The organism is Kitasatospora cystarginea (genome assembly GCF_039533515.1).
Taxonomy (GTDB): Bacteria; Actinomycetota; Actinomycetes; order Streptomycetales; family Streptomycetaceae; genus Kitasatospora; species Kitasatospora cystarginea.
In genome coordinates this window covers 75,669-97,989 of sequence record NZ_BAAATR010000031.1, presented here as the reverse complement: position 1 = coordinate 97,989, position 22,321 = coordinate 75,669, and the positions used below count along the sequence as shown (strand labels likewise).

Below are 22,321 nucleotides of genomic sequence, written 5' to 3'. Positions count from 1 at the left end.
GGGGCGGGACTCGCCCGCTCGCCTCCGGGCGCTCCCCGCGGCGGACCCGCACATCGGCACTGTGGCACCGGCGCGCCGCCCCCAGCCTCCGGCCGGGGGTACCCGCCCCCAGCCTCCGGCCGGGGGTACCCGCCCCCAGCCTCCGGCCGGGGGTACCCCCGCGGCTCGGGCCTCTCTCGCATGCCGGAATGCCTCTTCCGGATGCGGGGGGCACCCACCCCCTGCCTAGACTGGCCCCATGGCCCGGCTGAACGACGAGGTCGAGGCCCTGCTGCAGGAGTACTCCGACCTCATCCTGCTGACCGGCGGGGACGCCTACCGGGCGCGCGCCTACGAGAAGGCCGCCCGGGCGGTCGGCGGCTACCACGACGACCTGGCCCGTCTGGACGCCAAGGGCCTGCTGGAGATCCCCGGCGTCGGCAAGTCCACCGCCGACAAGATCACCGAGTACCTGACCAGCGGGCACATCGGGGCCCTGGAGCAGCTGCGCGCCAAGGTGCCGGCCGGGGTGCGCGAGATCATGGCCATCCCCACCGTCGGTCCGAAGAAGGCGGCCCTGATCCACCAGCAGCTGGGCATCACGACCGTCGCCGAGCTGGTGGAGGCGGCCGAGAGCGAGCGCCTGAACGACCTCCACGGCCTCGGTGCCCGCACGGCGGAGAACATCCTGCACGGCATCGAGCAACTGCGGCAGGGCGGCGGACGCACCCTGCTGAACGCCGCACTGGAGCTGGCCGAAACGCTGGTGGCCGAACTCTCCTCGGTGCGCGGCTGCGTGCGCTGCGGCTACGCCGGGTCGCTGCGCCGGATGCGGGAGACCATCGGCGACATCGACATCCTGGCCGCCGCCGAGGACTCCACCGCGCTGATGACGGCCATCACCGAACTACCGCACACCGCCGAGGTGCTGGCCCACGGCACCACCAAGACCTCGATCCGCACCACCCAGGGCATGCAGGTGGACCTGCGGGTCGTCCCACCCGAGGACTGGGGCGCGGCGCTGGTCTACTTCACCGGTTCCAAGGCGCACAACATCCGGCTGCGCGCCCGGGCCGTCAAGGCCGGGCTCAAGCTCTCCGAGTACGGCCTGTTCGAGGTGGAGAGCGGACGGAAGCTGGTCTCGCGGACCGAGGAGGAGGTGTACCGGGCGCTCGGCCTGCCCTGGATCCCGCCCACCCTGCGCGAGGACCGCGGCGAGCTCGACGCCGGGGCGGCCGGCGAGCTGCCCGCGGTGGTGACCGAGCGCGACATCCGCGGCGACCTGCACACCCACACCAACCTGACCGACGGTCTGGCCCCGCTGGAGGAGATGCTGGCGGCGGCGGCCGAACGCGGCTACTCCTACTACGCCGTCACCGACCACGCCCCGAACCTCTACATGCAGCGGATGACCGACGAGAAGATGCTCGCCCAGCGCGAGCAGGTGCGCCAACTGGACGGGAAGTTCGGCAAGTTGCACCTGCTGCACGGCACCGAGCTGAACATCGACGCGGACGGCGGCGTCGACTGGCCGCCCGAGTTCCTGGCCGGCTTCGACCTCTGTGTGGCCTCGATCCACTCGCACTTCAGGGCCGGCCGCGACGAGCAGACCCGCCGGCTGGTCCGGGCCTGCGAGAACCCGTACGTGCACATCATCGGCCACCCGACCACCCGCCTGCTCGGCCGGCGATCGGCCATCGACGTGGACCTGGACGCGGTGTACGAAGCCTGCGCCCGCACCGGCACCGCACTGGAGGTCAACGCCTCGCCCGAGCGCCTCGACCTGGGCGACGAGCAGATCCTGGCGGCCCGCAGGCACGGCGTCCGGTTCGCCGTCAGCACCGACGCGCACTCGACAGTGCACCTGGCCAACCTCCGCTACGGCATCGGGACGGCCCAGCGCGGCTGGCTGACGAAGGACGAGGTCATCAACGCCTGGCCGCTCACCCGGCTGCGGCGCTTCCTGCGCGGCCACCCGGACCGGTAGGGCCTGTCCGGTGGATCTTCCCGGGCGCACGACGCCGGGCATCCCGCCTGAACGCACCGGCGAATCGTCCAAGTACGGCCCAGTACGAGGCCGATCCGCCGGCACGCCCAGCCGGGCGCCCAACGTCGCGCGCTGATCCGGAAAGATCCACCGGACAGGCCCTGGGTGATCACAACCCGCCCCCTCTCCTGGCGCGCCATATTGTGATCTGTGCCACGTTCCGGGACTCTTCTACGGTGTGCAGCCCCGAGGAGGTCCTGTCGTGAGCGAGCGCAGCGAGCGAACAGTCAGGAGGCGCGCGTTGTGCCAAGCGCGCGCCGAGCGTAGGGGGTACCGCCCGGCCGTAGGCGCCGGGGGAGAGGTGCGGGCATGAGCACTGGAACGGAACGACCCACCCCCACCGGCGTACGCGCTCCGGGACGCGCCGCCATCGCGCAGGGCCGACTGCGCACCGACCGCTGGTGGCTGCCGCAGCTGGCCACCGTGGCCGGGCTGTTGGCCTTCATCTGCTACTCGACCTGGCGCGCGTTCGACGGCACGCACTACTACGCAGCCCCTTACGTGTCCCCGTTCTACTCCCCGTGCCTGGCGGCCAACTGCACGGACATCCGCGGCGGGGCCGACTGGGCGCTGTTCGGCGACTGGTGGCGGCTGTCGCCCGCGCTGATCGTGCTCATCTTCCCGCTCGGCTTCCGAGTGACCTGCTACTACTACCGCAAGGCCTACTACCGGTCCGTCTGGCTCGCGCCCCCGGCCTGCGCCGTCGCCGAACCGCACACCCGCTACACCGGGGAGACCCGCCTCCCGCTGATCCTGCAGAACCTGCACCGGTACTTCTTCTACGTCGCCGTCCCGTTCGCCGCGATCCTCACCTACGACGCGGCACTGGGCTTCCGCAGCCCGGCCGGGGAGTGGGGCCACGCGGGGCTGGGCAGCTTCGTCCTGCTCGCGAACATCGCGCTGATCTGGGCCTACACACTCTCCTGCCACTCCTGCCGGCACATCGTCGGCGGCCGGCTGAAGCACTTCTCCAAGCACCCGCTGCGGTACCGGATGTGGCAGGCCGTCAGTAGGCTGAACGCCCGCCACATGCTGCTGGCCTGGTGCTCGCTGGCCTCGGTCGGCCTCGCCGACCTGTACGTGTACCTGGTGGCCTCGGGCGCCTTCGCCGACCCGCGATTCTTCTAGGAGGCTCAGCATGGCCGAGATTGAGCGGCACTCGTACGACGTGGTCGTGGTGGGTGCCGGCGGGGCGGGGCTGCGGGCCGCGATCGAGGCGCGCGAACAGGGCATGCGGGTGGCGGTGGTGTGCAAGTCGCTGTTCGGCAAGGCGCACACCGTGATGGCCGAGGGCGGCATCGCGGCGGCGATGGCCAACGTCAACAGCAACGACACCTGGCAGGTGCACTTCCGCGACACCATGCGCGGCGGGAAGTTCCTCAACAATTGGCGGATGGCCGAACTGCACGCCAAGGAGGCCCCCGATCGGGTCTGGGAACTGGAGACCTGGGGCGCGCTGTTCGACCGGACGAAGGACGGCCGGATCTCGCAGCGCAACTTCGGCGGCCACCAGTACCCGAGGCTGGCCCACGTCGGCGACCGCACCGGCCTGGAACTGATCCGCACCCTGCAGCAGAAGGTGGTCTCGCTCCAGCAGGAGGACCGGCGGCGGAGCGGCGACTTCGAGGACGGCCTGAAGATCTTCCAGGAGTGCACCGTCACCCGCGTGCTCACCGCCCGCACCACCGAGGGCCCGGCCGACGGCCGGTGCACCGCCGGGGTGTTCGGCTACGACCGGGAGAGCGGGCGGTTCTTCGTGATCCAGGCGCCCGCAGTGGTACTGGCCACCGGCGGGATCGGGAAGTCCTTCAAGGTGACCTCCAACTCCTGGGAGTACACCGGCGACGGACACGCCCTCGCACTGCTCGCCGGCGCGAGCCTGCAGGACATGGAGTTCGTCCAGTTCCACCCCACCGGGATGGTCTGGCCCCCGTCGGTCAAGGGCATCCTGGTCACCGAGTCGGTACGCGGCGACGGCGGGGTGCTGCGCAACAGTGACGGCCGGCGGTTCATGTTCGACTACATCCCCGAGGTCTTCAAGGGCCAGTACGCCGAGACCGAGGAGGAGGGCGACCGCTGGTACACCGACCCGGAGGAGAACCGGCGCCCGCCCGAGCTGCTGCCCAGGGACGAGGTGGCACGCGCGATCAACGCCGAGGTCAAGGCCGGTCGTGGCACCCCGCACGGCGGGGTCTACCTGGACGTCTCCACCCGGCTGTCCGCCGAGGAGATCGTCCGCCGACTGCCCTCGATGTACCACCAGTTCAAGGAACTGGCGGACGTGGACATCACCCGCGAGGCCATGGAGGTCGGCCCGACCTGCCACTACGTGATGGGCGGGGTGCGGGTGGACCCGGACACCTCGGCGGCACCCGGAGTGCCGGGGCTCTTCGCGGCGGGCGAGGTGGCCGGCGGCATGCACGGCTCCAACAGGCTCGGCGGCAACTCGCTCTCCGACCTGCTGGTGTTCGGCTGCCACGCCGGTCGGCACGCGGCCCGCTACGCCGCCGAGTCGAGCGGGGACCGGCCCGTGGACGAGGCCGAGCTGGAGCTCGCCCTGCGGGAGGCGGTTGCGCCCTTCGACGACACCCGGGTGCGCGGCGGGCCGGCGGAGAACCCCTACACCCTGCACCAGGAGCTCCAGCAGACCATGAACGACCTGGTCGGCATCATCCGGCGCCAGGCGGAGATGCGGGAGGCACTGGAGCGGCTGCAGGAGCTCAAGGAACGGGCCGGCCGGCTGGTGGTCGAAGGACACCGGCAGTTCAACCCCGGCTGGCACCTGGCGCTCGACCTGCGGAACATGCTGCTGGTCTCCGAATGCGTCGCCAGGGCCGCACTGCTGCGCCAGGAGAGCCGGGGCGGCCACACCCGGGAGGACTACCCGGTCATGGACCGTGAGTGGCGCAGGGTCAACCTGGTCTGCACCGCCACCGGCGACGGCATCGAGGTCGTCCGGCAGCAGAACGGGACGATGCGGGCCGAGTTGCTGGCCCTGTTCACCCGTGAGGAACTCGCCAAATACTTGACCCCCGAGGAACTGAACGGAGTGCAGCAGTGACCTACCAGGCCGAAATCCGGGTGTGGCGCGGGGACATGACGGGTGGCGGCTTCGCGACGTACCAGGTCGAGGCGGACGAGGGCGAGGTGGTCCTCGACCTGGTGCACCGCCTGCAGGCCACCCAGGCCCCGGACCTCGCGGTGCGCTGGAACTGCAAGGCGGGCAAGTGCGGTTCGTGCAGCGCCGAGATCAACGGACGGCCCCGGCTGCTCTGCATGACCCGGATGTCCGCGCTGCCGCCGGGGGAGCCGGTCACCATCACCCCGCTGCGAGCCTTCCCGGTGATCCGGGACCTGGTCACCGACGTCTCCTTCAACTACACCAAGGCCAGGGAGATCCCGAGCTTCGCCGCACCGCAGGGGCTGGCGCCCGGCGAGTACCGGATGAGCCAGGAGGACGTGAACCGCTCCCAGGAGTTCCGCAAGTGCATCGAGTGCTACCTGTGCCAGGACACCTGCCATGTGGTGCGCGACCACGAGGAGAACAAGTCCGCCTTCGCCGGCCCGCGTTACCTGATGCGGATCGCCGAGCTGGACATGCACCCCCTGGACACGGCCGACCGGCAGAAGGCCGCCCAGGAGGTGCACGGACTGGGCTACTGCAACATCACCAAGTGCTGCACCGACGTCTGCCCGGAAGGGATCAGGATCACCGACAACGCGCTGATCCCGCTCAAGGAGCGGGTCGCCGACCGCAAGTACGACCCGCTGGTCTGGCTCGGCAGCAAGATCACCCGCCGTAGGTGAGGCCTGCTCCTCCCGACGCCGGTACCGTTCCCAGGGGAACGGTACCGGCGTCAGTGTGCCTTCGGGGCCCGCTCGTCCGCTTCGGGGGCCCGCTCGCCGGGCCAGTCCAGCCGCAGGCGTTCGGCGCGCGGAAGGCTCGCGACCACCAGGTCGTAGGAGTCCTCGATCATCTCGCGGACCAGGCGGTCGGGGACGGAGCCGTCGAGCCGGACGGTGTTCCAGTGGCGCTTGTTGAGGTGCCAGCCGCCGGTGATCGCCGGGTACCGGGCGCGCAGCCGCAGCGCGAGATCGGGGTCGCACTTCAGGCTCACGGAGAGCGGGACGGCGTCGAGCGCGCTGAGGGCGAACATCCTGCCTCCGACCTTGAAGACCGAGGTGTCGGCGTTGAACGGGAAGGTCTCGGCCGTCCCGTTCAGGTCCAGGCAGGCGGCTTTCAGGTCATCGGGCGTCATGAGTCAAGTGTGCCCCCTGCCGCGGCGGCACCGCCGCCGGGGGCGTTGGGTCCGCCGCGAGGGGCGCGAGGGCGCCGGCGACCGGTAACTCGGACGGGCGAAGATCCACGTTCTGCAGGTCCCGGGGATTCGCTACTGTGCCGAGATGGAAGCCAACGAGTCTGTGACCGAACTGATCGGCAACACACCGCTGTTGCGGCTGCGCACTTCCGGCGAAGGCCAGAGCGCCGCCGTCTACGGCAAGTTGGAGTACCTGAACGCCGGCGGCAGCGTGAAGGACCGGATCGGTCTCCGCATGATCGAGCAGGCCGAACACGACGGGCTGCTGAGACCCGGCGGCACGGTGGTCGAGGCCAGCTCCGGCAACACCGGTCTCGGGCTGGCGATGGTCGCAGCCGCCAGGGGCTACCGGATGGTGGCCGTGCTCTCGGACCGCGCGAGCAGTGAGAAGGTCGCGGCGGTGAGGGCGTTCGGGGCCGAGGTGGTACTCAAAGCCGCCGGAGTGCCGCGCGAGCACCCCGAACACGTGATGAACGCGGCGGCACGGATCGCGGAGGAGACACCGGGCGGCTGGCTCGCCGGACAGTACGACAATCCGGCCAACCCCGAGGCGCACTACCTGAGCACCGGGCCGGAGATCTGGCGGCAGACCGGAGGCCGGATCACCCACCTGGTGTCCTGCATCGGCACCGGCGGCACCATCAGCGGCACCGGCCGCTACCTCAAGGAGGTCAGTGGCGGCACCGTCCAGGTGATCGGCGCCGACCCGGCCTCCTCGGTCTACTCCGGCGGCGACGGCCGCCCCTACTTCGTCGAAGCGGCCGGGCACTGGAAGCACCCGGAGACCGTCGAGGACGTCTGGCCGCAGTCCTACCACCGCGAGGTGGTGGACCGGGTCCTACCGATCACCGACCGGCAGTCGATCCTGACGATCCGCCGACTCGCCCGCGAGCAGGGGCTCCTGGTCGGCGGCTCCGCCGGCACCGCGGTGGCCGCGGCCCTCACGGTGGCCGCCGAGGCCGGGCCCGAGGCCGTGGTGGTGGCGATCCTGCCGGACTCCGGACGGCAGTACCTCACCAAGTACTTCGACGACGACTGGCTGCTGCGGCTGGGCTTCCTGGACGGTGACCCGGCCGCGGCCCGGGTCGGTGACGCGGTGCCGGCGGCCGCCCGGGAGCAGCAGCTGCCCTACCTGAACGGGCGGACCAGCGTCGCCGACGCCCTGGCGGCACTGCGCGCGGCCGGTGCGCGGACGGCACTGCCCGCCGGGCCGTGCCCGGCGGGCCCCGAACGACGGCCCACCGCACTCGAGCTGGCGGGATCGGTGACCCTGGAGGAGTTGACAGCCGCCGTCCAGAGCGGCCGGGCGGCTCTCGACGACCCGGTGGGCGAGCACCTCGGTGCGCCACTGCCCCGGTTCGGAACCGGGGAGCCCGCCGAGGCCGCGCTGGCCGAACTCACCGAGTGCGGCCTGGAGGCGGCGGTCGTGGTGTACGACGGCCACGCGGTTGGCCTGGTGGGCGCCGCCGAGCTGCGCCAATGCCTGGCCGCGGGGACGGTGGCGACGGCGGGGTGACCGGCGCACGGGGAGCCGCGCGGAGGCCGGCGTACGACTCCCCGTGCCGCTGACGGCAGGGTCATCGGCAGGCGCCCTGACGGGGTGGCCGGGCCGGTGCGCACGGCACCGCCGTCGTCCCGACGGCCCGGCCGAACCCGCCGGGGGCGAGGACGTCAACTCACGGGGTACCGCCGGAGCACTGCCGGACCGCCTGGACGTCGGAGGACCTCAGGAAGGCGAGCCGGTGGTCGTAGCGGATCGGGTAGTAGGTGTCCTTCCCGACCACCAGGGTCCGGTCGTCGGGTGCGTCGCCGTTGATGTTCTGGTCGTAGAAGTAGTCGCCGGGCTCCGGGGTGTCGTCGGCGGCGAGGTAGGCCTGCCCGGCCGGGACCGTCGCCTGCAGTGCGACCACCGGCAGCGGCTTGATGGCCGGGTAGGGGGCGTAGGCGGCGGCCTCGGGGTAGGCCCGGCCGTACACCGGGATCGAGGCGAGGCCGGGGCGCGGGGTCAGTACCGTCCGCCCGGCCGTAGCGTCGGGCTCCGCCTGGTCGGTGGCCGCCGGTTCGGTCCGGGCGGAGCGTCCGTTCGGATTGGAGAACCAGCACTTCTGCCCGTCGTACCAGATCGCCGTCCAGTCGCCCTGCTGGTCGGCGACGACGTAACCGGTCCCGGTCACCGCCTTGTCGCTCCAGTCGTCGGCCCTGGTGGTGCCGCCGTTGATCAGCGGGGCGTCGGCGGCCGGTCGGGTGCGCAGGTAGACGAAGTTCTCCGGCCGGTTCGGCACCCCGCTGACCGGGGGCTGGTTGGAGGAGTCGAAGGCCGGGGCGATGATGACGGTGTCACCGGCCTTCGGCGGGGCGTCGGTGCCGGGCCCGATCGGTGCCCGCAGCAGCTCCAGGTAGTGGCCCCAGTCCCAGAACGTCCCCGGGTCCCAGTGCATCCCGGCGACGTCGGCCTGGGTCGGTCCCGGCACGTCGTCGTGGCCGATGATGTGCTGTCGGTCCAGCGGGACGCCGAAGCGCGCGGCCAGATAGCGCACCAGCTCGGCCGATGACTGGTACAGCTGCTCCGAGTACCAGGTCGGCCGGTCCTCCGGAAGCGCGAAGCCCTCGTGCTCGATCCCGACGCTGTGCATGTTGACGGTCTTGTTGCCGGAGTGCCAGGCGATGTCCCGGGTGCGCACCAACTGGGTGACCTGCCCGTCCGAGGCGCGCACCAGGTAGTGCGCGGCGGCCTGTTCGCGCGGGTCCTGGAAGGCGGCGAGCGCCCCGGCGTAGTTGCTCTCGGTGTCGTGGATGACGATCCAGCGGATCTGCTGGCCGTCATCGGGGCGGTTGGCCGGGTTGTAATTCCCGTACGAGGTCGGGTCGTTCGGGTCGGTCAGCGCGTACGCGGCGGGGACGAAGTCGCACCCGAGGCTCTCCGGGCACTCGGGCGTCTGCCGCTCGGCCCTCGCCACGGGCGGGCCCGGCGGCCGGGTGACCACCAGCCCCGGGGCGGCCGGCAGCGTCACCCGCGCACCCTCGGAGGTGGCCCGGGAGGCGCCGGAGCGTACGGTCCGGTACACCCGGTCCGCGAACACCCGGCCGGCCGCCGTACCCTCCGGCCCCGTGGCACTGCCCGCGCCGAACCTGGCCACCGCGCCGTACCAGGCACCCGGGTCGGCGGAGTGAGGTCCGCCGACGTCCCGCTGGTACCGGGCCAGGAGCGCCGCCCCGCCGCGGAGGTTCTGCGTGGGATCGCTCCGCAGCTGCCCGGCCGGGCGGTGGATCAACTCGGCGGCGGCGTCCAGGGTGTGCAGCGCGGGGGAGTCGACGAGTCGCCGAGCGGCAGGGGTGGCGGAGCGCTGCGGCAGCGGGCGGTCGTCACCGCGCCCCCGTGTCTCGGCTTGCGCGCGCTCGGCGGCGGCGTTCACGGCAGCCACGTCCACCTGGGTCAGCCCGAGCGGGCCGTAGTTGCCGGTGGTGCTCGGCTGCCCCCGGTGCGACTCCCAGCGGGTCTGCTGGTAGGCCAGTGCCAGCAGCAGGCGCTGCGGCACTTTGAACTCCGCTGCCGCGGCGGCGAACTGCCGCTGCAGGAGCTGGTCCGCCGGGGCGGCGGCGCCCGCCGGTGGGGCGAAGCCGGTGGCGCAGGCCGTTGCGCAGGTGGTGGCCAGGGCGACCAGGGCGGCCGACCGGCGCGAACGGCGGGCACCGGGCGGGAGCGACGGGCGACGGGTGGCCGGCGAGGTCTCGAGGGGCCGGGAGGTGGCGGTCGGGGAGCGGTGCATGCCACGGTTCTACCGCAGCTGACGGTGTGTCACCCGAGTGACACTCCCGGAGCCGGCCGCAGGTGAGTGCCCGTACGCAGGTGGGGCGAGTGCCGCCAAGGGTGTTGGCGGTCAAGTTCTGGCAAAGGGTTCGGACCTGGCTCGGTGGAGGGACTATGCTCTGCGTCGTTTGAAGAGGCACCTCGTTCGGTGAGGCGTCTTCACGGACACGGCCACCGATCCCAGCTGTTGAGAGACGCCCGGGCGGGGCCGGATCCTCCCGCCCCATGGGTTGATCCCAAGTGACTTCCGGCCCGCGGGCCGGATCGCGCCGTGAAGTGCCAGAGCTCTGACGAGTCGGGGTGAACCGGCCGCCGAGGCCGGTCCGCTCCTTGCCCTGTCGACACGGCGCGGGTCCGCGCCCGGCCGGGAGGAGGCGAGGGACATGGAATGCGGTAGTCACGGCCATAGTTGCCGTTGCCCCCGCCTGTTCTCGTCCTTCCTCGGTGTGCGCTAGCCGCCCAGATGTCCTGACGGCGCGTCAGTCTGCTCGACACGTTGACCGCGGGCTCGGCAGCCTGCGGTCGCCGCCTGCCGGATTCCTGGGCCGAGGCATCTCCGGGATGCCCACCGTGCTCTTCCTGAAGGTGAGTTGACGTGTCCGTCTTCGCCGTGCTCCACCGTGCCGCACTGGCCTCCGCTGCCGCCCGCCATGACGCCGCCGCCGGCCGTGGCCTGCGCGCCGTGCTGTCCGAGGTCGTGGATCGGCTGGCCGCGAGCCCGCTCGACCACCCCGTCCTGGGGGCCGTCGCCGCCCAGCGACCGGCCGGGCCGCCCGCCCGGTCCGGGGCCCGGCGGCGACCGGTCGCCGCCGGGCCCGCACTCGGACAGCTGATCCCGCCCACCAGGGCCAGGCAAGAGGGGAGTTCCAGATGATGACGAGGACCAGACTCCACCCGCGTACGGCGGAGGGGTCGATACTGCTCGGTGCCCTCGGCCTGCTGCTGGCCGGGGCGGTCGCGCTCGCCGCCGTCCCGGCCGGGGTTCGGGTGGCGGTCCGCGCTGCCCGCCGACGGGGTGCGCCAGGCGGGCAGCGCCCGGCCCGGTAGCGGACGGTCCGGCACCGGTCTCGCGGAGCGGGATCCGTATCCGGCGGCCTTCCGTGTCGGCCCGTGCTCATGGACCATGGGAGGAATCTGTTCCGATACGAAGCAGGAAGCGGTGGACCATGAGTGATCACGTGCATGTGCGCCTCGGCGGCGGAGTCGGGGTGAACGAGCACGGCGAGCTGGTGGAGCAGTTCCACTGCCGCTGCGGCGAGACGTGGACCAGGACGTACCGGGTCGAGGACGGGGAACCCGAGATGTGAGCCGCCCAGCGCGGCCTCCCCTCCGGTGCCCGGCGCGGCGGGCCGCACGGTGTTCCTTGCCTGAAGCGTCCGATCCGCCAGCGATGTTGGTGGATCGATGCTCTCCGTGACCGCCGCTGCCGCCGAATGCGGGGGCCTCGCAGCGAGCACACCCGCGCAGCAGGATGGAAGGAGGAATCCCGACGAGTGAGGAGGGCCGAGATGGCAGGCGAACTGCTCCACAGGCGTCCGCACTGGTGGCCTCCGTTCCCGGAGCTGTTCGAGGACTTCCCCACCGAGCTGCGTCTGATGCCCGACGAACACGTCATCCGGGTCGAGGAGACCAAGGAGGGCGGGTCCTACGTGGTCAAGGCCGAGCTTCCGGGGATCGATCCGGAGAGGAACATCGAGATCACGGTCGAGAACGGAGTGCTGACGATCCACGCCGAACGCCGTGAGGAGCAGAAGGAGAAGCACCGCACGGAGTTCCGCTACGGCTCCTTCACCCGCAGTGTCCGGTTGCCCGAGGGAGTCCAGGAGCAGGGCATCACCGCGAGCTACGACAAGGGCGTGCTGACCGTGAAGGCGCCGATCGGCCCGATCGAGAAGCCGTCCCGGCGGATCGCGATCAGCCGCGAGACCGACGAGTGAGGACGGGCGTCGGCCGGGTGCGTCCAACCGCGCCCGGCCGCTGCCTGACCGTGTCGACACCGGACGAATTCCGACGGCGTCCTTAGTCGAGCTCGACCTCGAAGTCCCAGGTCGCCAGCGGCTTTCCGGCGGACGACCAGCTCAACGTCGAGTGGCCCGCGTCGAAGACCGCGGAAAGGGTGAAGACCGCGTCCTGAGCCGGGTTCGCGGTTGCCGACGGTCGGTCCGCGGTGAACGGCACGGCGTGGCCGAGCTCGTCGGTCAGGGCGAAGGTGGCCGGATCGAGGTCGACACTGCCGGCGGTGGCGTGCAGCCGGACCGTGATGGTGCCCTTCGATCGCTCGGGCGGAGCGCTCCCCGGTGAGGGGGCCGGCAGATCCAGATCGGGGCCGGTGGCGGTGATCCGGCCCTGGCCGGTGCCCAGGTCGAGTGCCACGGCGTCGCCCATCGCGACCAGCTGCGCGTGCCCCTGGGACGCGGTGGGCACGATCGGCGAGGCCGGCGCGCTGGGGATCGGCACCTGTCCGAGACGGCTCGCGTCGTCCTGGTTCTCCGAGCAGCCGGCCGCACCGGTGAGCGCGGCCAGCGCCAGCAGAACGCTCACGGTACGGCGGCGGCCGTGGCCGCGCCCCATGAGGGCGCGGCCACGGCCGGTGGAGCGGTTGCTCACTTGCCGGCTCCCGGCTTCAGGCTGTCCTGCGCTGCGCTCGCCCCGGTGAAGTCCGGTGCGATCTCGGCGGGTTGGTCCTGCGGCTGGCCCGAGGTGGCCGAGTAGACGCCGTTGCTGCCCAGGGCGGCGGGCTGCATGGCCCGGCCGCTGGGGTTGTTGTAGACGTCCGGGCCGAAGGGGCGCAGACCGGGGGTGCCGGCGTAGCCCAGGTGCCCGTGGCCGTCGGCGCCGCCCCGGGTGATGTGGAACAGGTCCTCCATGCTGCGCAGCCAGGAGTAGTGGTTGTAGGGCTGGTCACTGATGGTTCCGGGCTTGATGTAGCGGGATATCAGGACCGAGCCGGTGATGCCGCCGCCGGGAGTGGTGTCCTGGCCGAACGCCTGGTCGCCGGGCTGGCTGGTGTTGGGGCCCGGCAGTTCGTTGCAGCATGCCACCACGGACTGCGCGGTGTCGGTGGGGGTGTTGAGCTTGGGATCGCTGTTGCCGGTGTAGTCACCGGTGGAGTTGCCGTACAGCTTGTACGGGGGGAACGCCTCGTCGAAGGTGATGTCGATCAGGCCGCCGTCCTGGAAGGCGGGGGAGGCCATGATCTGGGGGATCCACTTCTGCAGGAACAGGTCGGACGCGTACAGGCCGCCCTGGTGGTTGTTCGGATCGCCGGATCCGTTGTCGCCCTTGCAGGTGGAGTCGTGCGCGTCGGAGCAGTTGTTCGGTGTGATCCAGGAGAACGCGGGTGTCGTCTTCTCGCTCTTGAGGTCCTGGGCCAGACCGCTGACCGCCGGGTGGCCCGCGCTGGCCGGCAGGCCGTTCAGCGGAGCGACCCTGGCGCAGTCCTTCGGGTTGTCCATCACCGAGTGGAACCAGGCGGTCGGGTTGTGCTTCGCCACGTACTGGTCCTGCGCGGTGGCGCCGCCCGGGTCCGGAACGCCGTTGCCGGACGGGTCGCCCGGGATCCCGCAGCCGTACGGGTTCTCGCGGCCCGGTGTGTTGCCCATGTCCTGCATGTACGCCTTCCAGCCGACCTGCTTCTGGTCGAGCTGGTTGAACAGCGTCTGGACCGAGCGGGGGTACACGCAGCCGGAGGTCGCGTGGACCTGGCCGTCGGCCGCGGGCGTGCCCGGGGAGACGTTCTTGTACTGGGGGCAGTCGGCCTGGGTGTCCGGTGCCGGGGCCTGCCCGCTGGCCAGGCTGATGTAGTTGTCCAGGCTGTAGTGCCCGGTGCCGTAGTACTGGCGCAGCAGCTCGCCGTACTGGGGCAGCGTCTTCCAGAGATAGCTGTTCTGGTTGAGTCCGGTGAACGAGGCTTCGTACGACTTGTTCTCCAGGACGAACAGCCAGACGTGCTTGATCTTCGGCGGGTGGAAGCTGTGAGCGCTCGCGGCGGCCTGGTCCGCCCCGCTGCTCGCCATCAGCCCTGCGGCTGCCAGTACCCCCGCACTCGAGAGCGCCGCCACCCGGTACAGGCGGCGGGCGCTCGTCCGGCTCTGCCGGATTCCCCTGAGTTTCATGAAGGACATGCTCTCGGTCCCGTCTACGCGCGTTCGACCCTGATAAGGCAAAACTTGTCTGAACAATGGCGGGAGCTTTCGCCAGGTCAGAGCAGTGACCAGGGCACGGTCGGGCGGCCTGCCGGAGCCGGCGTACCGAGCCGTGATCGAACGATCCGGCGGGCTTGCCCGCCATCGCGGCCGGGACCAGGCTGGAAGGGGCGAGGGGAGCGCCGCGAGGGGCGACGGACGGAGAGTCGCCGATGATGGACAGTCGGGAAGCCGCCGGGCGGCAGTGGCCCGGTAGCGGCCACCGGACCGTGCCGCACACGGCGGATCTGTGCGTCGAGGCCTGGTCACCGAGCATCGAGGGCTGCATCGGCGAGGCGGTGCGGGCCGTGGTGGACGGCTTCGCCGACACCTCGAAGGCCGAGGTCCTGGGCCAGCGGGAGTGCACGGTCACAGCGCAGAGCGACGAGGACCTGCTGGTGTCCGTCCTGGAGGAGGTCATCTACCGGATGGACGCCGACGGCGAGATCCCGCTCGGCGCGGAGGTCCGGCGGTCACAGGACGGCCGGAGCCTGTCGGTCCGCTTCAGCATGGCGGACGCCGGTACGGTCGTGCCGGTCGGCGCCGTGCCCAAGGCGGTCTCGCTGCACGGCCTGCACCTGCGGGGCGGCCCCGGCGGCTGGAGCTGCCGGGTGACCGTCGACGTCTGAACGGGGGGCGGAAGGCGGGCCGAGTCGATGGAGCTCACGCTGGCGCTGGCCGGTGACACGATGCTCGGCCGCGGTGTGGCCGAGGAGCTGCGCCGCTCGCCCTCGCCGGGCACGCTGCTCTCCCAGGCGGTCCGGGTCGCCCTCGCCCAGGCCGACCTGGTCGTGCTCAACCTGGAGTGCTGCGTCTCCGGCCGCGGGCACCGCTGGCCCGACCCGGGCAAGCCGTTCTTCTTCCGCGCCCCGCCCGCTGCCGCGGGCATCCTCGCCGAACTCGGTGTGGACTGCGTGACGCTGGCCAACAACCACGCCCTGGACTACGGCTTCGACGCCCTGGCGGACACCCGGACGCTGCTGGACCGGGCGGGGGTCCGCGCGGTGGGCGCCGGCGCGGACCTGGCGGCGGCCCGGGAGTTCGCGGTCCTGGAGGCCAGCGGGGCGCGGATCGCCGTGGTCGGCGTCACGGACGACCCGGAGGACTTCGCGGCCGGCGAGAACCGGCCCGGGGTCGCCTTCGCCGACCTCTACCGGAGCGTCCCCGGCTGGCTCGCCGAGCTGGTCGCCCGGGCTGCGGACGAGGCCGACGCCGTGCTGGTCACCCCGCACTGGGGACCCAACATGACCACCCGGCCGCCGGCCCATGTGCCGCCAGCCGCAAAGGAGTTGCTCGATGCGGGCGCGACGCTGGTGGCCGGGCACTCGTCGCACGTCTTCCACGGTGTGACCCACCGGATCCTCTACGACATGGGTGACTTCGTCGACGACTACGCCGTCGACCCGGTGCTGCGCAACGACCTCGGGCTGCTCTTCCTGGTGACGCTGGCCGGGCCGGACCCCGCGCACCTGGCACCCACCGGACTGGAGGCGCTGCCGCTGTTCCTGGACTACTGCCACACCAGGGTGGCCCGCGACGGCGAACGGGAGTGGATCCGCGAGCGGTTCACCAGCGCGTGCGCCGGCTTCGGCACCGAGGTGGGCGAGCGCGGCGGACGGCTGACGGTTGACTGGAGGTGAGGGACATGGAGGTCGTGCTGGTGGAGGAGGGCCCGTACCGCTTCCGGATCGAGCAGCGGGACCAGATGCGCGTGCCCGGTGTGGTGTTCGCCTCGCAGGCGCTGGTGCCGCAGGTCGCGGGGGACCGGGCGCTGGAGCAGGTGGCGAACGTCGCGACGCTGCCCGGCATCGTCCGGGCCTCGTTCGCCATGCCCGACGTGCACTGGGGTTACGGCTTCCCGATCGGCGGGGTGGCCGCGACCGACATCGCGGAGGGCGGGGTCATCTCACCGGGCGGGGTCGGCTTCGACATCTCCTGCGGCGTACGGCTGCTGGCCGCCGGGGTCGAACGGGCGGAGCTCGGCCACGACCGGCTGCAGCGGCTGATGGACATCCTCGACGTCACCATCCCGCGCGGAATGGGGCGGGGTGGCCTGTGGAAGCTCTCGGGCTCGGAAGAGATGGACGAACTGCTGGTCGGCGGCGCCCGGTACGCGGTCGAGCACGGCCACGGGGTGCCGCGCGACCTGGAGCGCTGCGAGGACTACGGAGTCCTGGACGGGGCCCTCCCGGGCCAGGTGAGCCGGCGGGCCGTCCAGCGCGGGATCGACCAGGTCGGCTCTCTGGGCTCGGGCAACCACTTCCTGGAGGTCCAGGCGGTCGACCGGATCGACGACCCGGACACCGCGGCCGTGTTCGGCCTGCGGGCGGACCAGGTGTGTGTGATGATCCACTGCGGTTCGCGGGGCCTGGGCCACCAGGTGTGCACCGACCACGTCCACGCCATGGACGAGGCGCTGCACCGCTACCGGATCTCCGTCCCGGACCGGCAGCTCGCCTGCACCCCCGTCGACTCCCCGCCCGGCCGCGACTACCTGGGCGCGATGGCGGCCGCAGCCAACTACGGCCGCGCCAACCGGCAGTTGCTCTCCGAGGCCGCCCGGCGCGCCTTCGTCACGGCGGCGGGGGTCGGACTCGACCTGGTCTACGACATCTCCCACAACATGGCCAAGCTGGAGACGCACGAGATCGACGGCGTGAGCCGGCACCTGTGCGTCCACCGCAAGGGCGCCACCCGGGCCCTGCCGCCCGGCGACACCGGCCTGCCGCCGGACCTCGCCCGGGCAGGCCAGCCGGTGCTCATCCCCGGCACCATGGGAACCGCCTCCTACGTGATGGTCGGCCTGCCGGGCAACGACGCCTTCCACTCCGCCTGTCACGGGGCCGGCCGGGTCTGGAGCCGGCACCACGCCCTGCGCATGGTCCGCGGCGAGCAGCTCCGGGGCGAACTGGAGGCCCGGGGCATCGCGGTGCGCCCGTCGTCCTGGCGCGGTCTGGCGGAGGAGGCACCCCGGGCGTACAAGGACGTCGACGAGGTCGCCGCCGCCACCGAGGGCGCCGGACTGGCCCGGATCGTCGCCCGGCTGGTCCCGCTGGGCGTCGTCAAGGGCTGACCGGGCCGCGGAGCGTGAGCGCGGTGGCAGCGGCGGACGGGGGCGGCGAGGAACTGGTACGCGCCGCGCGTGCCGTCGGCGTGCGCGACGAGAGGCTGCTGGCGGCGCTCGCCGCGATCCCGCGCACCGGGTTCGTCCCTCCCGCCCAGCTGAACGCGGCCGCGCGGGACCGGCCCGTGCCGATCCCGCACGGCCAGGTGACCACCCAGCCCTCGCTGTCGGCCCGGATGATCGAGGGACTCGCGCTCGCCGGTACCGAGCACGTGCTCGAGGTCGGTACCGGGTACGGCTTCCAGACCGCGCTGCTCGCCTACCTGGCGGCCGACGTGGTGAGCGTCGACCTGTGGCCCGACCTGGTGGCGCAGGCGCGCCGGAACCTCGACCGGCAGGGCGTGCGCAACGTCGAACTGCTCGTCGGCGACGGCAGTCTGGGAGTGCCGGAGCGCGCGCCCTTCGACGCGATCCTGGTGTCGGCCGCCTTCCCCGAGGTCCCCGCACCGCTCGTCGAACAGCTCAGGCCGGGCGGCCGTCTCGTCCAGCCGATCGGACCGGGCGGGCGGGACGACGTCATGTCCTTCCGGCGGACGGGGAAAGGGCTTGACCACGGGCGACTGCTGGCTCCGGCGTGCTTCGTCCGCCTGCACGGTGAGTACGGCTACCCGCGCTGATCCCGACGCCTCCCGGCTCCGCTGTTGCGGCCTGCGGCAGCCCTGCGATCCTGAGAGTACGTGATAGTCCGACAGGTCTCGGACGGTCAGCGCTCCGGGACGATCACCTGACGCCCGGTCCGGCTCCGCCCGCCCCGGTGGACGGCGGGCGGAGCCGCGGGTCTCAGGCGTTGAGGGTGGTGATGTTCCACCAGCGCTCGTCGTCGGGCGCCAGGGTGATCGGCACGGGCGCCGCCTTGCCGCGGTGCAGCAGGGCCGGGTAGTTGCGCTCGGGCAGCGGCCTGCTGGTCCACGGCCGGCCGTCGTGCCCGTCGTCGGGCACCGAGGGGATGCTCACCTCGAAGGCGTTCGCCAGGTCGTCCGGGGTGACGCCGTCGGGGACCTCCCGGAGGGTGAGGATCTGCTCGAAGTGCGGGCGCTTGACCAGGCGGTGGGCGATGTGGACCTCGTCGCCCGCGCCGTAGAGCAGATAGCTCAGGTGCGGTGGGAAGGGCTCCTCGCCGAACCGGCGGAAGTTCAGCACCCGCCTGATCCGCGCGGTGAAGCCGCCCGAGATGGGCTCCCAGATCCGGTCCTCGCCGTTGCCGGTCTGGGTGACCCGGTCGAGCCGGGCCGGGTACTCGGTGACCGTGCCCTCGCCGATCGGGGGCAGCACCATGTCCGCGGTGTTGCGCACCGCGTGCCAGCTGGCGGGGCGCTCCGCCTGGTCCTTGAGGTAGGTGTCGACGATGTCGGCGGGCAGGTCGTACTCGACCACGACCTGGTAGCGGTGCTCGGCCATGCCGAACATGGCCAGGTGGTAGCCGAAGACCGTGTCCCGGCCGGACAGGATGAAGGAGTGGACCGAGGGGTCCTCGTGCTCGTGGTCGTGCCGGGTGCTCATACGGGCTCCTTGCGGATGTCGCTCTGCGGGTGGGAGGCGTGCCGGCGCTGCCAGAAGAGCCGGTCGCTCCAGCGGCTCTCCTGCCGGTACACCGTGCGGTGGTTGCGCCGGTAGGCGGTGAGGATCTCGGTCACGTTGGCGCGGTACGCCGCCAGGGCGTGGCCGTCGCCGTCGAGGTGGGCGGCCAGGGCGGAGGCGCCGGCCGTTCCGGTGTAGAGGGCGGTGAGGACGCCCTGGGAGGAGATCGGGTCGAAGGCGGTGGCGGCGTCGCCGACGGCGATCCAGCCGTCGCCGGTGGGCACGTCGAGGTGGGAGGAGTGGGCGGGGGCGCGCCTGGGCAGGGCGTCGGCGGGCAGCGGGTGCACCCCGGCCCGGGCGGCGATGTGCCGGGTCTGCCGCAGCAGTCGGCCGAACTCCGAGCGGTTGCGGATCGCCGGCGGGGCGAGGTCGGCGTCGGTGAAGTAGGCGACCAGGCGGCGGCGGCCCGGCAGCAGTGCGGTGTACCACCAGCCGTCCTCGGCGGACTCGACCAGCGAGGCGCTCTCGGCGATCCGGCCGGCTGGGTCGGGTGCCAGTTCCAGGCAGGTGGCGATCAGGTGGTCGGTACGGCGGACGGCGGCCCGGCCGATGGACACGATCGCCCGTCTGCGGCCGCTGGCGTCCACCAGCCAGTCGCAGCCGACCGTCCGCTCGGCGCCCGGACCGCGCAGCGTGACCAGCCAACTCCCGTCCGGTTGACGGTACTTCACCCTGGCCCTGGTGCGTTCGGCGGTCTCCGCGCCGGCCGCGCGGGCGGCCTCGCGCAGCGACCTGTCGAACCGCGCACGGTCCAGGTGCCAGCCGGGTCCGTGCGGGTCGTTGATGAAGTCGGTCCGGCCCAGGGCGGTCGAGCCCCAGCAGGAGAGGTTGGCGTAGCAGGTCAGATGGCCGGTGGCGACGGGCCCCTCGCCGGCGCCCAGGTCGTGCAGCAGGAGCCGGGCCGCCGCGGGCAGGGACTCCCCGACCTTGGGCGGCCCGTTCCCGGCATCCGCGAGCAGGACCCTGCGGCCCGCGCGGGCCAGGGTCAGGGCGGCGGCCGAGCCGGCCGGGCCGCCGCCAGCGACCACCACGTCGTAGTGGCCGTCCCCGCCGCCGCGTCGACGGGCCGGCGGGCTCGGCCGATGAAGGTGCTGGTGCGTCGGTCGCTGGTGCATCGGATCCCGGCGCATCAGACGTTGTCACGGAAGGGCGCGACCTTGTCGATGAACCCGGCCGTGACCTCCTCCGCGGTGTAGCCGCTGACCGCGATCGCCTGGTTGATGGCCACTGACGCGACGGCCGGATCCGCTGCCTGGGGCACGTGCAGGGTCACCAGGTTCTGGGTGAGCGGAACACCCTCGAGGTCGATGGACGGCTTGGACTCCACCTGGATCCGGCCGGGGAAGCCCGTGGCGCCCTCGCGCACCTCGACGATCCCGAGCCGGTACCAGTCGTCGATCATCTGGTTCAGCTGATCGGTGTTCTGCCCGCGGAGCCCGCGCAGCCACACCGCCCGGCGCTCGAAGGCCTCTGTGCGCTCGGCCAGGGGCCGGCTCTCGTCCACAACCACCCTGTAGTCCTCCTCGGTGAGGACGTGATTGGGGACCCGGGCCGGCCAGAAGCTCGGCAGGTACGGGTCGTGGCGCGGGCTCAGCGACAGCTCGTAGCCGGAGCGGCAGCTGGCGGTGTCGCTCTGCCACGGCACGGCCATCCAGCGGGACAGGTCACCCGCCGCCTGGGCGTACAGCGGTCCGTTCACCGACAGCGCGGCCTCGGGGGTGAGGACCGTGCCGTAATGGGGCTCGGGCTGGTCGGGTGAGCGGTGGCGGATCCGGAACGGTGCCATGTACATCGAGGGGTGCCGGATCGGCCAGGTGACCTCGCAGCCGGGGTGGAAGGCGTCGGCGAGGCAGAAGTCCAACGCGGCGCGGTCGAGCGCGGCCGGCCTCTCGGCGAGCGGGAGGTCGGCGATGTCCCGGGGCGGCGGCGTGGCCCCGAGGGTGCCCCAGTCGTCCTCGAAGTCGCCGTCCGCCCAGTACTGGAACATCCGGTACTGGGTCGGCGAGAACGCCATGTGGTGCAGCGGGGTGCGCGGCGGGATGGCCATGCCGTCGCCGTACAGCCACGGCCACGGGACGGGGGAGAGGCCGTCGCGCGCGAAGTCGCGCAGTGCGTTGAACACCTGCCGGCGCAGCGCGCGGCGGGTGGGGTCGGTGCTGCTGAGCCGCTTCAGCATCGCCGGGGTGGTGAAGTCGTTCAGGCCGTTGTGGCCGTAGTAGCCGGCGAAGCCGTGGTTGACCCACTGGTGGTCGGTGAAGCGCAGCAGCACCGGTGCGATGTGGCGGGTGAAGGAGACCCGCTCGGGGAACGGCAGCGATCCGTTGCTGACGAACACGTCGTACAGCAGGTCGTACAGGGTGCGGATGCCCTTCTGTGCGGGCGCGTAGTTCGGCGGGGCGACCACCACCCAGGCGGGGTCGACCGGCAGCTCGCGGCCGCCGACGGTGACGGTCGCCGTGACCGGGCCGTCACCGATGTCGTCGTGCCAGCCGTCGTTGTTGGCGTAGGTGTTCACCGGCTTGCCGTTGTAGGAGGCCGACTGCCCGAAACCGCCGAACACCAGCAGACGCCCGTCCTCGTCGGTCCGCAGCTCGCCGAGGTAGACCTCCTTCCCCATGAACTTGCCGTCGCGGAAGTGGAAGTCGGGGCCACAGACGTTCCTGCCGCTGATGGTGATCGGGCCCGGGTCGATCACCAGGTCCTTGCGGAGGTCCCCGGTGATCTCCTTGTTGCGCAGTTCGGAGGGCTTGGCGAGCGTTGCATCGGGGATGTCCAGGGCGAGCTGGAACTGGTACCAGGCCGCCTTCTTGTTCGCCAGGTACGCGGTCCAGCTGATATCGGAGATGTCGGAGGTGAGTTCGGCCACGACCTGACCGGCCGCGTTGTATCCGTAGATTCTGAAACGCGCGACCTCGCGCTTGATCGCACCGGCGGAGTCCTTGTAGAAGCCGGGTTCCTGCGGCACGGGATCGGGGACCTCGGGTGCGATGAAGTACCCCTCCGGTGAGTTCCCGACCCGGGCGATTCCGATGGACGGGTGGATTGCGGCGCGGACGATCTCGTCGCTCATCTGGCTCGGTGCCTCCGATTCCGGTAATGCTGACTCTGAGTGAAAGTTCGTCAGCGGAACGCTATGGCAGGCGGCGCTGCTCCGATTGGAGGGACACGGGCCATCACTCGCACGGGTGATCGGCGGACAGGGAGTGACTTCCGGGATTCCCGTCCGGGCGCTTCGACGGTGTGAGCCCGGTTACGGCACAGCCCGGATTGTTGCGGGCGGAT

Annotated in this window: 20 protein-coding genes and 1 riboswitch; of the genes, 13 read left to right on the top strand and 7 right to left on the bottom strand. The window is 71.9% G+C overall.

Features of this window, described 5'->3' with window-relative positions; translation table 11 throughout:
- Nucleotides 1-238: 238 nt before the first annotated feature.
- The 4 genes from polX (at nt 239) to ABD369_RS28405 (ending at nt 5,833) form a co-directional block, all read left to right on the top strand.
- Nucleotides 239-1,966, top strand: coding sequence for a DNA polymerase/3'-5' exonuclease PolX (gene polX, locus ABD369_RS28420; protein ID WP_344639408.1), 1,728 nt, complete (start codon nt 239-241; stop codon nt 1,964-1,966).
- 369 nt (nt 1,967-2,335) lie between these two features.
- Nucleotides 2,336-3,154: a hypothetical protein gene (locus tag ABD369_RS28415; protein WP_344639407.1), complete on the top strand. Its 819-nt coding sequence runs from the start codon at nt 2,336-2,338 to the stop codon at nt 3,152-3,154.
- A 10-nt stretch (nt 3,155-3,164) separates the two neighbouring features.
- Nucleotides 3,165-5,087 carry a fumarate reductase/succinate dehydrogenase flavoprotein subunit gene (locus tag ABD369_RS28410; protein WP_344639406.1) on the top strand — a complete coding sequence of 641 codons (1,923 nt, stop codon included), beginning with the start codon at nt 3,165-3,167 and terminating at the stop codon, nt 5,085-5,087.
- Nucleotides 5,084-5,833 (top strand): succinate dehydrogenase/fumarate reductase iron-sulfur subunit, encoded by a 750-nt coding sequence (locus tag ABD369_RS28405; RefSeq protein WP_344639405.1) that lies wholly within the window; start codon nt 5,084-5,086, stop codon nt 5,831-5,833. The genes ABD369_RS28410 and ABD369_RS28405 overlap by 4 nt, the downstream gene beginning before the upstream one ends.
- A gap of 50 nt (nt 5,834-5,883) precedes the next feature.
- Here the strand turns inward: ABD369_RS28405 and ABD369_RS28400 are convergent, their stop codons facing one another.
- Complete coding sequence (locus ABD369_RS28400) at nt 5,884-6,285, bottom strand: MmcQ/YjbR family DNA-binding protein (protein ID WP_344639404.1); 402 nt, start codon at nt 6,283-6,285, stop codon at nt 5,884-5,886.
- Nucleotides 6,286-6,430: 145 nt separating this feature from the next.
- On the opposite strand from ABD369_RS28400, the gene ABD369_RS28395 reads away from it, so the two are divergent.
- Nucleotides 6,431-7,861 (top strand): pyridoxal-phosphate dependent enzyme, encoded by a 1,431-nt coding sequence (locus tag ABD369_RS28395; protein ID WP_344639403.1) that lies wholly within the window; start codon nt 6,431-6,433, stop codon nt 7,859-7,861.
- A 160-nt stretch (nt 7,862-8,021) separates the two neighbouring features.
- Here the strand turns inward: ABD369_RS28395 and ABD369_RS28390 are convergent, their stop codons facing one another.
- The gene (locus ABD369_RS28390; RefSeq protein WP_344639402.1) at nt 8,022-10,112 is read right to left on the bottom strand and encodes an N-acetylmuramoyl-L-alanine amidase; all 2,091 of its coding nucleotides are present in this window, start codon (nt 10,110-10,112) and stop codon (nt 8,022-8,024) included.
- A 174-nt stretch (nt 10,113-10,286) separates the two neighbouring features.
- Nucleotides 10,287-10,460: riboswitch (M-box (ykoK) riboswitch) on the top strand.
- 288 nt (nt 10,461-10,748) lie between these two features.
- Between ABD369_RS28390 and ABD369_RS28385 the strand changes: the two genes are divergently transcribed.
- The 4 genes from ABD369_RS28385 (at nt 10,749) to ABD369_RS28370 (ending at nt 12,090) form a co-directional block, all read left to right on the top strand.
- Complete coding sequence (locus ABD369_RS28385; RefSeq protein WP_344639401.1) at nt 10,749-11,027, top strand: hypothetical protein; 279 nt, start codon at nt 10,749-10,751, stop codon at nt 11,025-11,027.
- Entirely contained in the window at nt 11,027-11,200 is a 174-nt protein-coding gene (locus ABD369_RS28380) for a hypothetical protein (RefSeq protein ID WP_344639400.1), read from the top strand. Before ABD369_RS28385 ends, ABD369_RS28380 begins: the two co-directional genes overlap by 1 nt.
- Nucleotides 11,201-11,319: 119 nt before the next feature.
- Entirely contained in the window at nt 11,320-11,460 is a 141-nt protein-coding gene (locus tag ABD369_RS28375; RefSeq protein WP_344639399.1) for a hypothetical protein, read from the top strand.
- Between the two features lie 201 nt (nt 11,461-11,661).
- The gene (locus ABD369_RS28370; RefSeq protein ID WP_344639398.1) at nt 11,662-12,090 is read left to right on the top strand and encodes an Hsp20/alpha crystallin family protein; all 429 of its coding nucleotides are present in this window, start codon (nt 11,662-11,664) and stop codon (nt 12,088-12,090) included.
- 82 nt (nt 12,091-12,172) lie between these two features.
- Here the strand turns inward: ABD369_RS28370 and ABD369_RS28365 are convergent, their stop codons facing one another.
- Nucleotides 12,173-12,760, bottom strand: coding sequence for a hypothetical protein (locus ABD369_RS28365; protein WP_344639397.1), 588 nt, complete (start codon nt 12,758-12,760; stop codon nt 12,173-12,175).
- Nucleotides 12,757-14,268 (bottom strand): alkaline phosphatase family protein, encoded by a 1,512-nt coding sequence (locus tag ABD369_RS28360; RefSeq protein ID WP_344639396.1) that lies wholly within the window; start codon nt 14,266-14,268, stop codon nt 12,757-12,759. Before ABD369_RS28360 ends, ABD369_RS28365 begins: the two co-directional genes overlap by 4 nt.
- Nucleotides 14,269-14,513: 245 nt before the next feature.
- Between ABD369_RS28360 and ABD369_RS28355 the strand changes: the two genes are divergently transcribed.
- Genes ABD369_RS28355 through ABD369_RS28340 form a run of 4 tightly spaced genes read left to right on the top strand, consistent with a single transcriptional unit; the run spans nt 14,514 to nt 18,078 of the window.
- On the top strand, nt 14,514-14,966 hold the full coding sequence (locus ABD369_RS28355) for an archease (protein WP_344639395.1): 453 nt from the start codon (nt 14,514-14,516) through the stop codon (nt 14,964-14,966).
- A 27-nt stretch (nt 14,967-14,993) separates the two neighbouring features.
- Nucleotides 14,994-15,977 (top strand): CapA family protein, encoded by a 984-nt coding sequence (locus ABD369_RS28350; RefSeq protein WP_344639394.1) that lies wholly within the window; start codon nt 14,994-14,996, stop codon nt 15,975-15,977.
- 5 nt (nt 15,978-15,982) lie between these two features.
- Entirely contained in the window at nt 15,983-17,410 is a 1,428-nt protein-coding gene (locus ABD369_RS28345; RefSeq protein WP_344639393.1) for an RtcB family protein, read from the top strand.
- Nucleotides 17,411-17,433: 23 nt separating this feature from the next.
- Nucleotides 17,434-18,078, top strand: coding sequence for a protein-L-isoaspartate(D-aspartate) O-methyltransferase (locus ABD369_RS28340; protein ID WP_344639392.1), 645 nt, complete (start codon nt 17,434-17,436; stop codon nt 18,076-18,078).
- 163 nt (nt 18,079-18,241) lie between these two features.
- Here the strand turns inward: ABD369_RS28340 and ABD369_RS28335 are convergent, their stop codons facing one another.
- Genes ABD369_RS28335 through ABD369_RS28325 form a run of 3 tightly spaced genes read right to left on the bottom strand, consistent with a single transcriptional unit; the run spans nt 18,242 to nt 22,109 of the window.
- Entirely contained in the window at nt 18,242-18,961 is a 720-nt protein-coding gene (locus ABD369_RS28335) for a hypothetical protein (RefSeq protein ID WP_344639391.1), read from the bottom strand.
- Complete coding sequence (locus ABD369_RS28330; protein ID WP_344639390.1) at nt 18,958-20,154, bottom strand: NAD(P)/FAD-dependent oxidoreductase; 1,197 nt, start codon at nt 20,152-20,154, stop codon at nt 18,958-18,960. The genes ABD369_RS28335 and ABD369_RS28330 overlap by 4 nt, the downstream gene beginning before the upstream one ends.
- A gap of 14 nt (nt 20,155-20,168) precedes the next feature.
- Complete coding sequence (locus ABD369_RS28325; RefSeq protein ID WP_344639389.1) at nt 20,169-22,109, bottom strand: LodA/GoxA family CTQ-dependent oxidase; 1,941 nt, start codon at nt 22,107-22,109, stop codon at nt 20,169-20,171.
- Between the last annotated feature and the right edge of the window lie 212 nt (nt 22,110-22,321).

Bases quoted from the DNA above. Each gene is read 5' to 3' on its own strand.
- ABD369_RS28360 (WP_344639396.1), bottom strand. From the start codon at position 14,268: ATGAAACTCAGGGGAATCCGGCAGAGCCGGACGAGCGCCCGCCGCCTG.
- ABD369_RS28325 (WP_344639389.1), bottom strand. From the start codon at position 22,109: ATGAGCGACGAGATCGTCCGCGCCGCAATCCACCCGTCCATCGGAATC.
- ABD369_RS28390 (WP_344639402.1), bottom strand. From the start codon at position 10,112: ATGCACCGCTCCCCGACCGCCACCTCCCGGCCCCTCGAGACCTCGCCG.
- ABD369_RS28400 (WP_344639404.1), bottom strand. From the start codon at position 6,285: ATGACGCCCGATGACCTGAAAGCCGCCTGCCTGGACCTGAACGGGACG.
- ABD369_RS28355 (WP_344639395.1), top strand. From the start codon at position 14,514: ATGGACAGTCGGGAAGCCGCCGGGCGGCAGTGGCCCGGTAGCGGCCAC.
- ABD369_RS28335 (WP_344639391.1), bottom strand. From the start codon at position 18,961: ATGAGCACCCGGCACGACCACGAGCACGAGGACCCCTCGGTCCACTCC.
- ABD369_RS28330 (WP_344639390.1), bottom strand. From the start codon at position 20,154: ATGCACCAGCGACCGACGCACCAGCACCTTCATCGGCCGAGCCCGCCG.
- ABD369_RS28395 (WP_344639403.1), top strand. From the start codon at position 6,431: ATGGAAGCCAACGAGTCTGTGACCGAACTGATCGGCAACACACCGCTG.
- ABD369_RS28415 (WP_344639407.1), top strand. From the start codon at position 2,336: ATGAGCACTGGAACGGAACGACCCACCCCCACCGGCGTACGCGCTCCG.
- ABD369_RS28375 (WP_344639399.1), top strand. From the start codon at position 11,320: ATGAGTGATCACGTGCATGTGCGCCTCGGCGGCGGAGTCGGGGTGAAC.
- ABD369_RS28410 (WP_344639406.1), top strand. From the start codon at position 3,165: ATGGCCGAGATTGAGCGGCACTCGTACGACGTGGTCGTGGTGGGTGCC.
- ABD369_RS28350 (WP_344639394.1), top strand. From the start codon at position 14,994: ATGGAGCTCACGCTGGCGCTGGCCGGTGACACGATGCTCGGCCGCGGT.
- ABD369_RS28370 (WP_344639398.1), top strand. From the start codon at position 11,662: ATGGCAGGCGAACTGCTCCACAGGCGTCCGCACTGGTGGCCTCCGTTC.
- ABD369_RS28380 (WP_344639400.1), top strand. From the start codon at position 11,027: ATGACGAGGACCAGACTCCACCCGCGTACGGCGGAGGGGTCGATACTG.
- polX (WP_344639408.1), top strand. From the start codon at position 239: ATGGCCCGGCTGAACGACGAGGTCGAGGCCCTGCTGCAGGAGTACTCC.
- ABD369_RS28345 (WP_344639393.1), top strand. From the start codon at position 15,983: ATGGAGGTCGTGCTGGTGGAGGAGGGCCCGTACCGCTTCCGGATCGAG.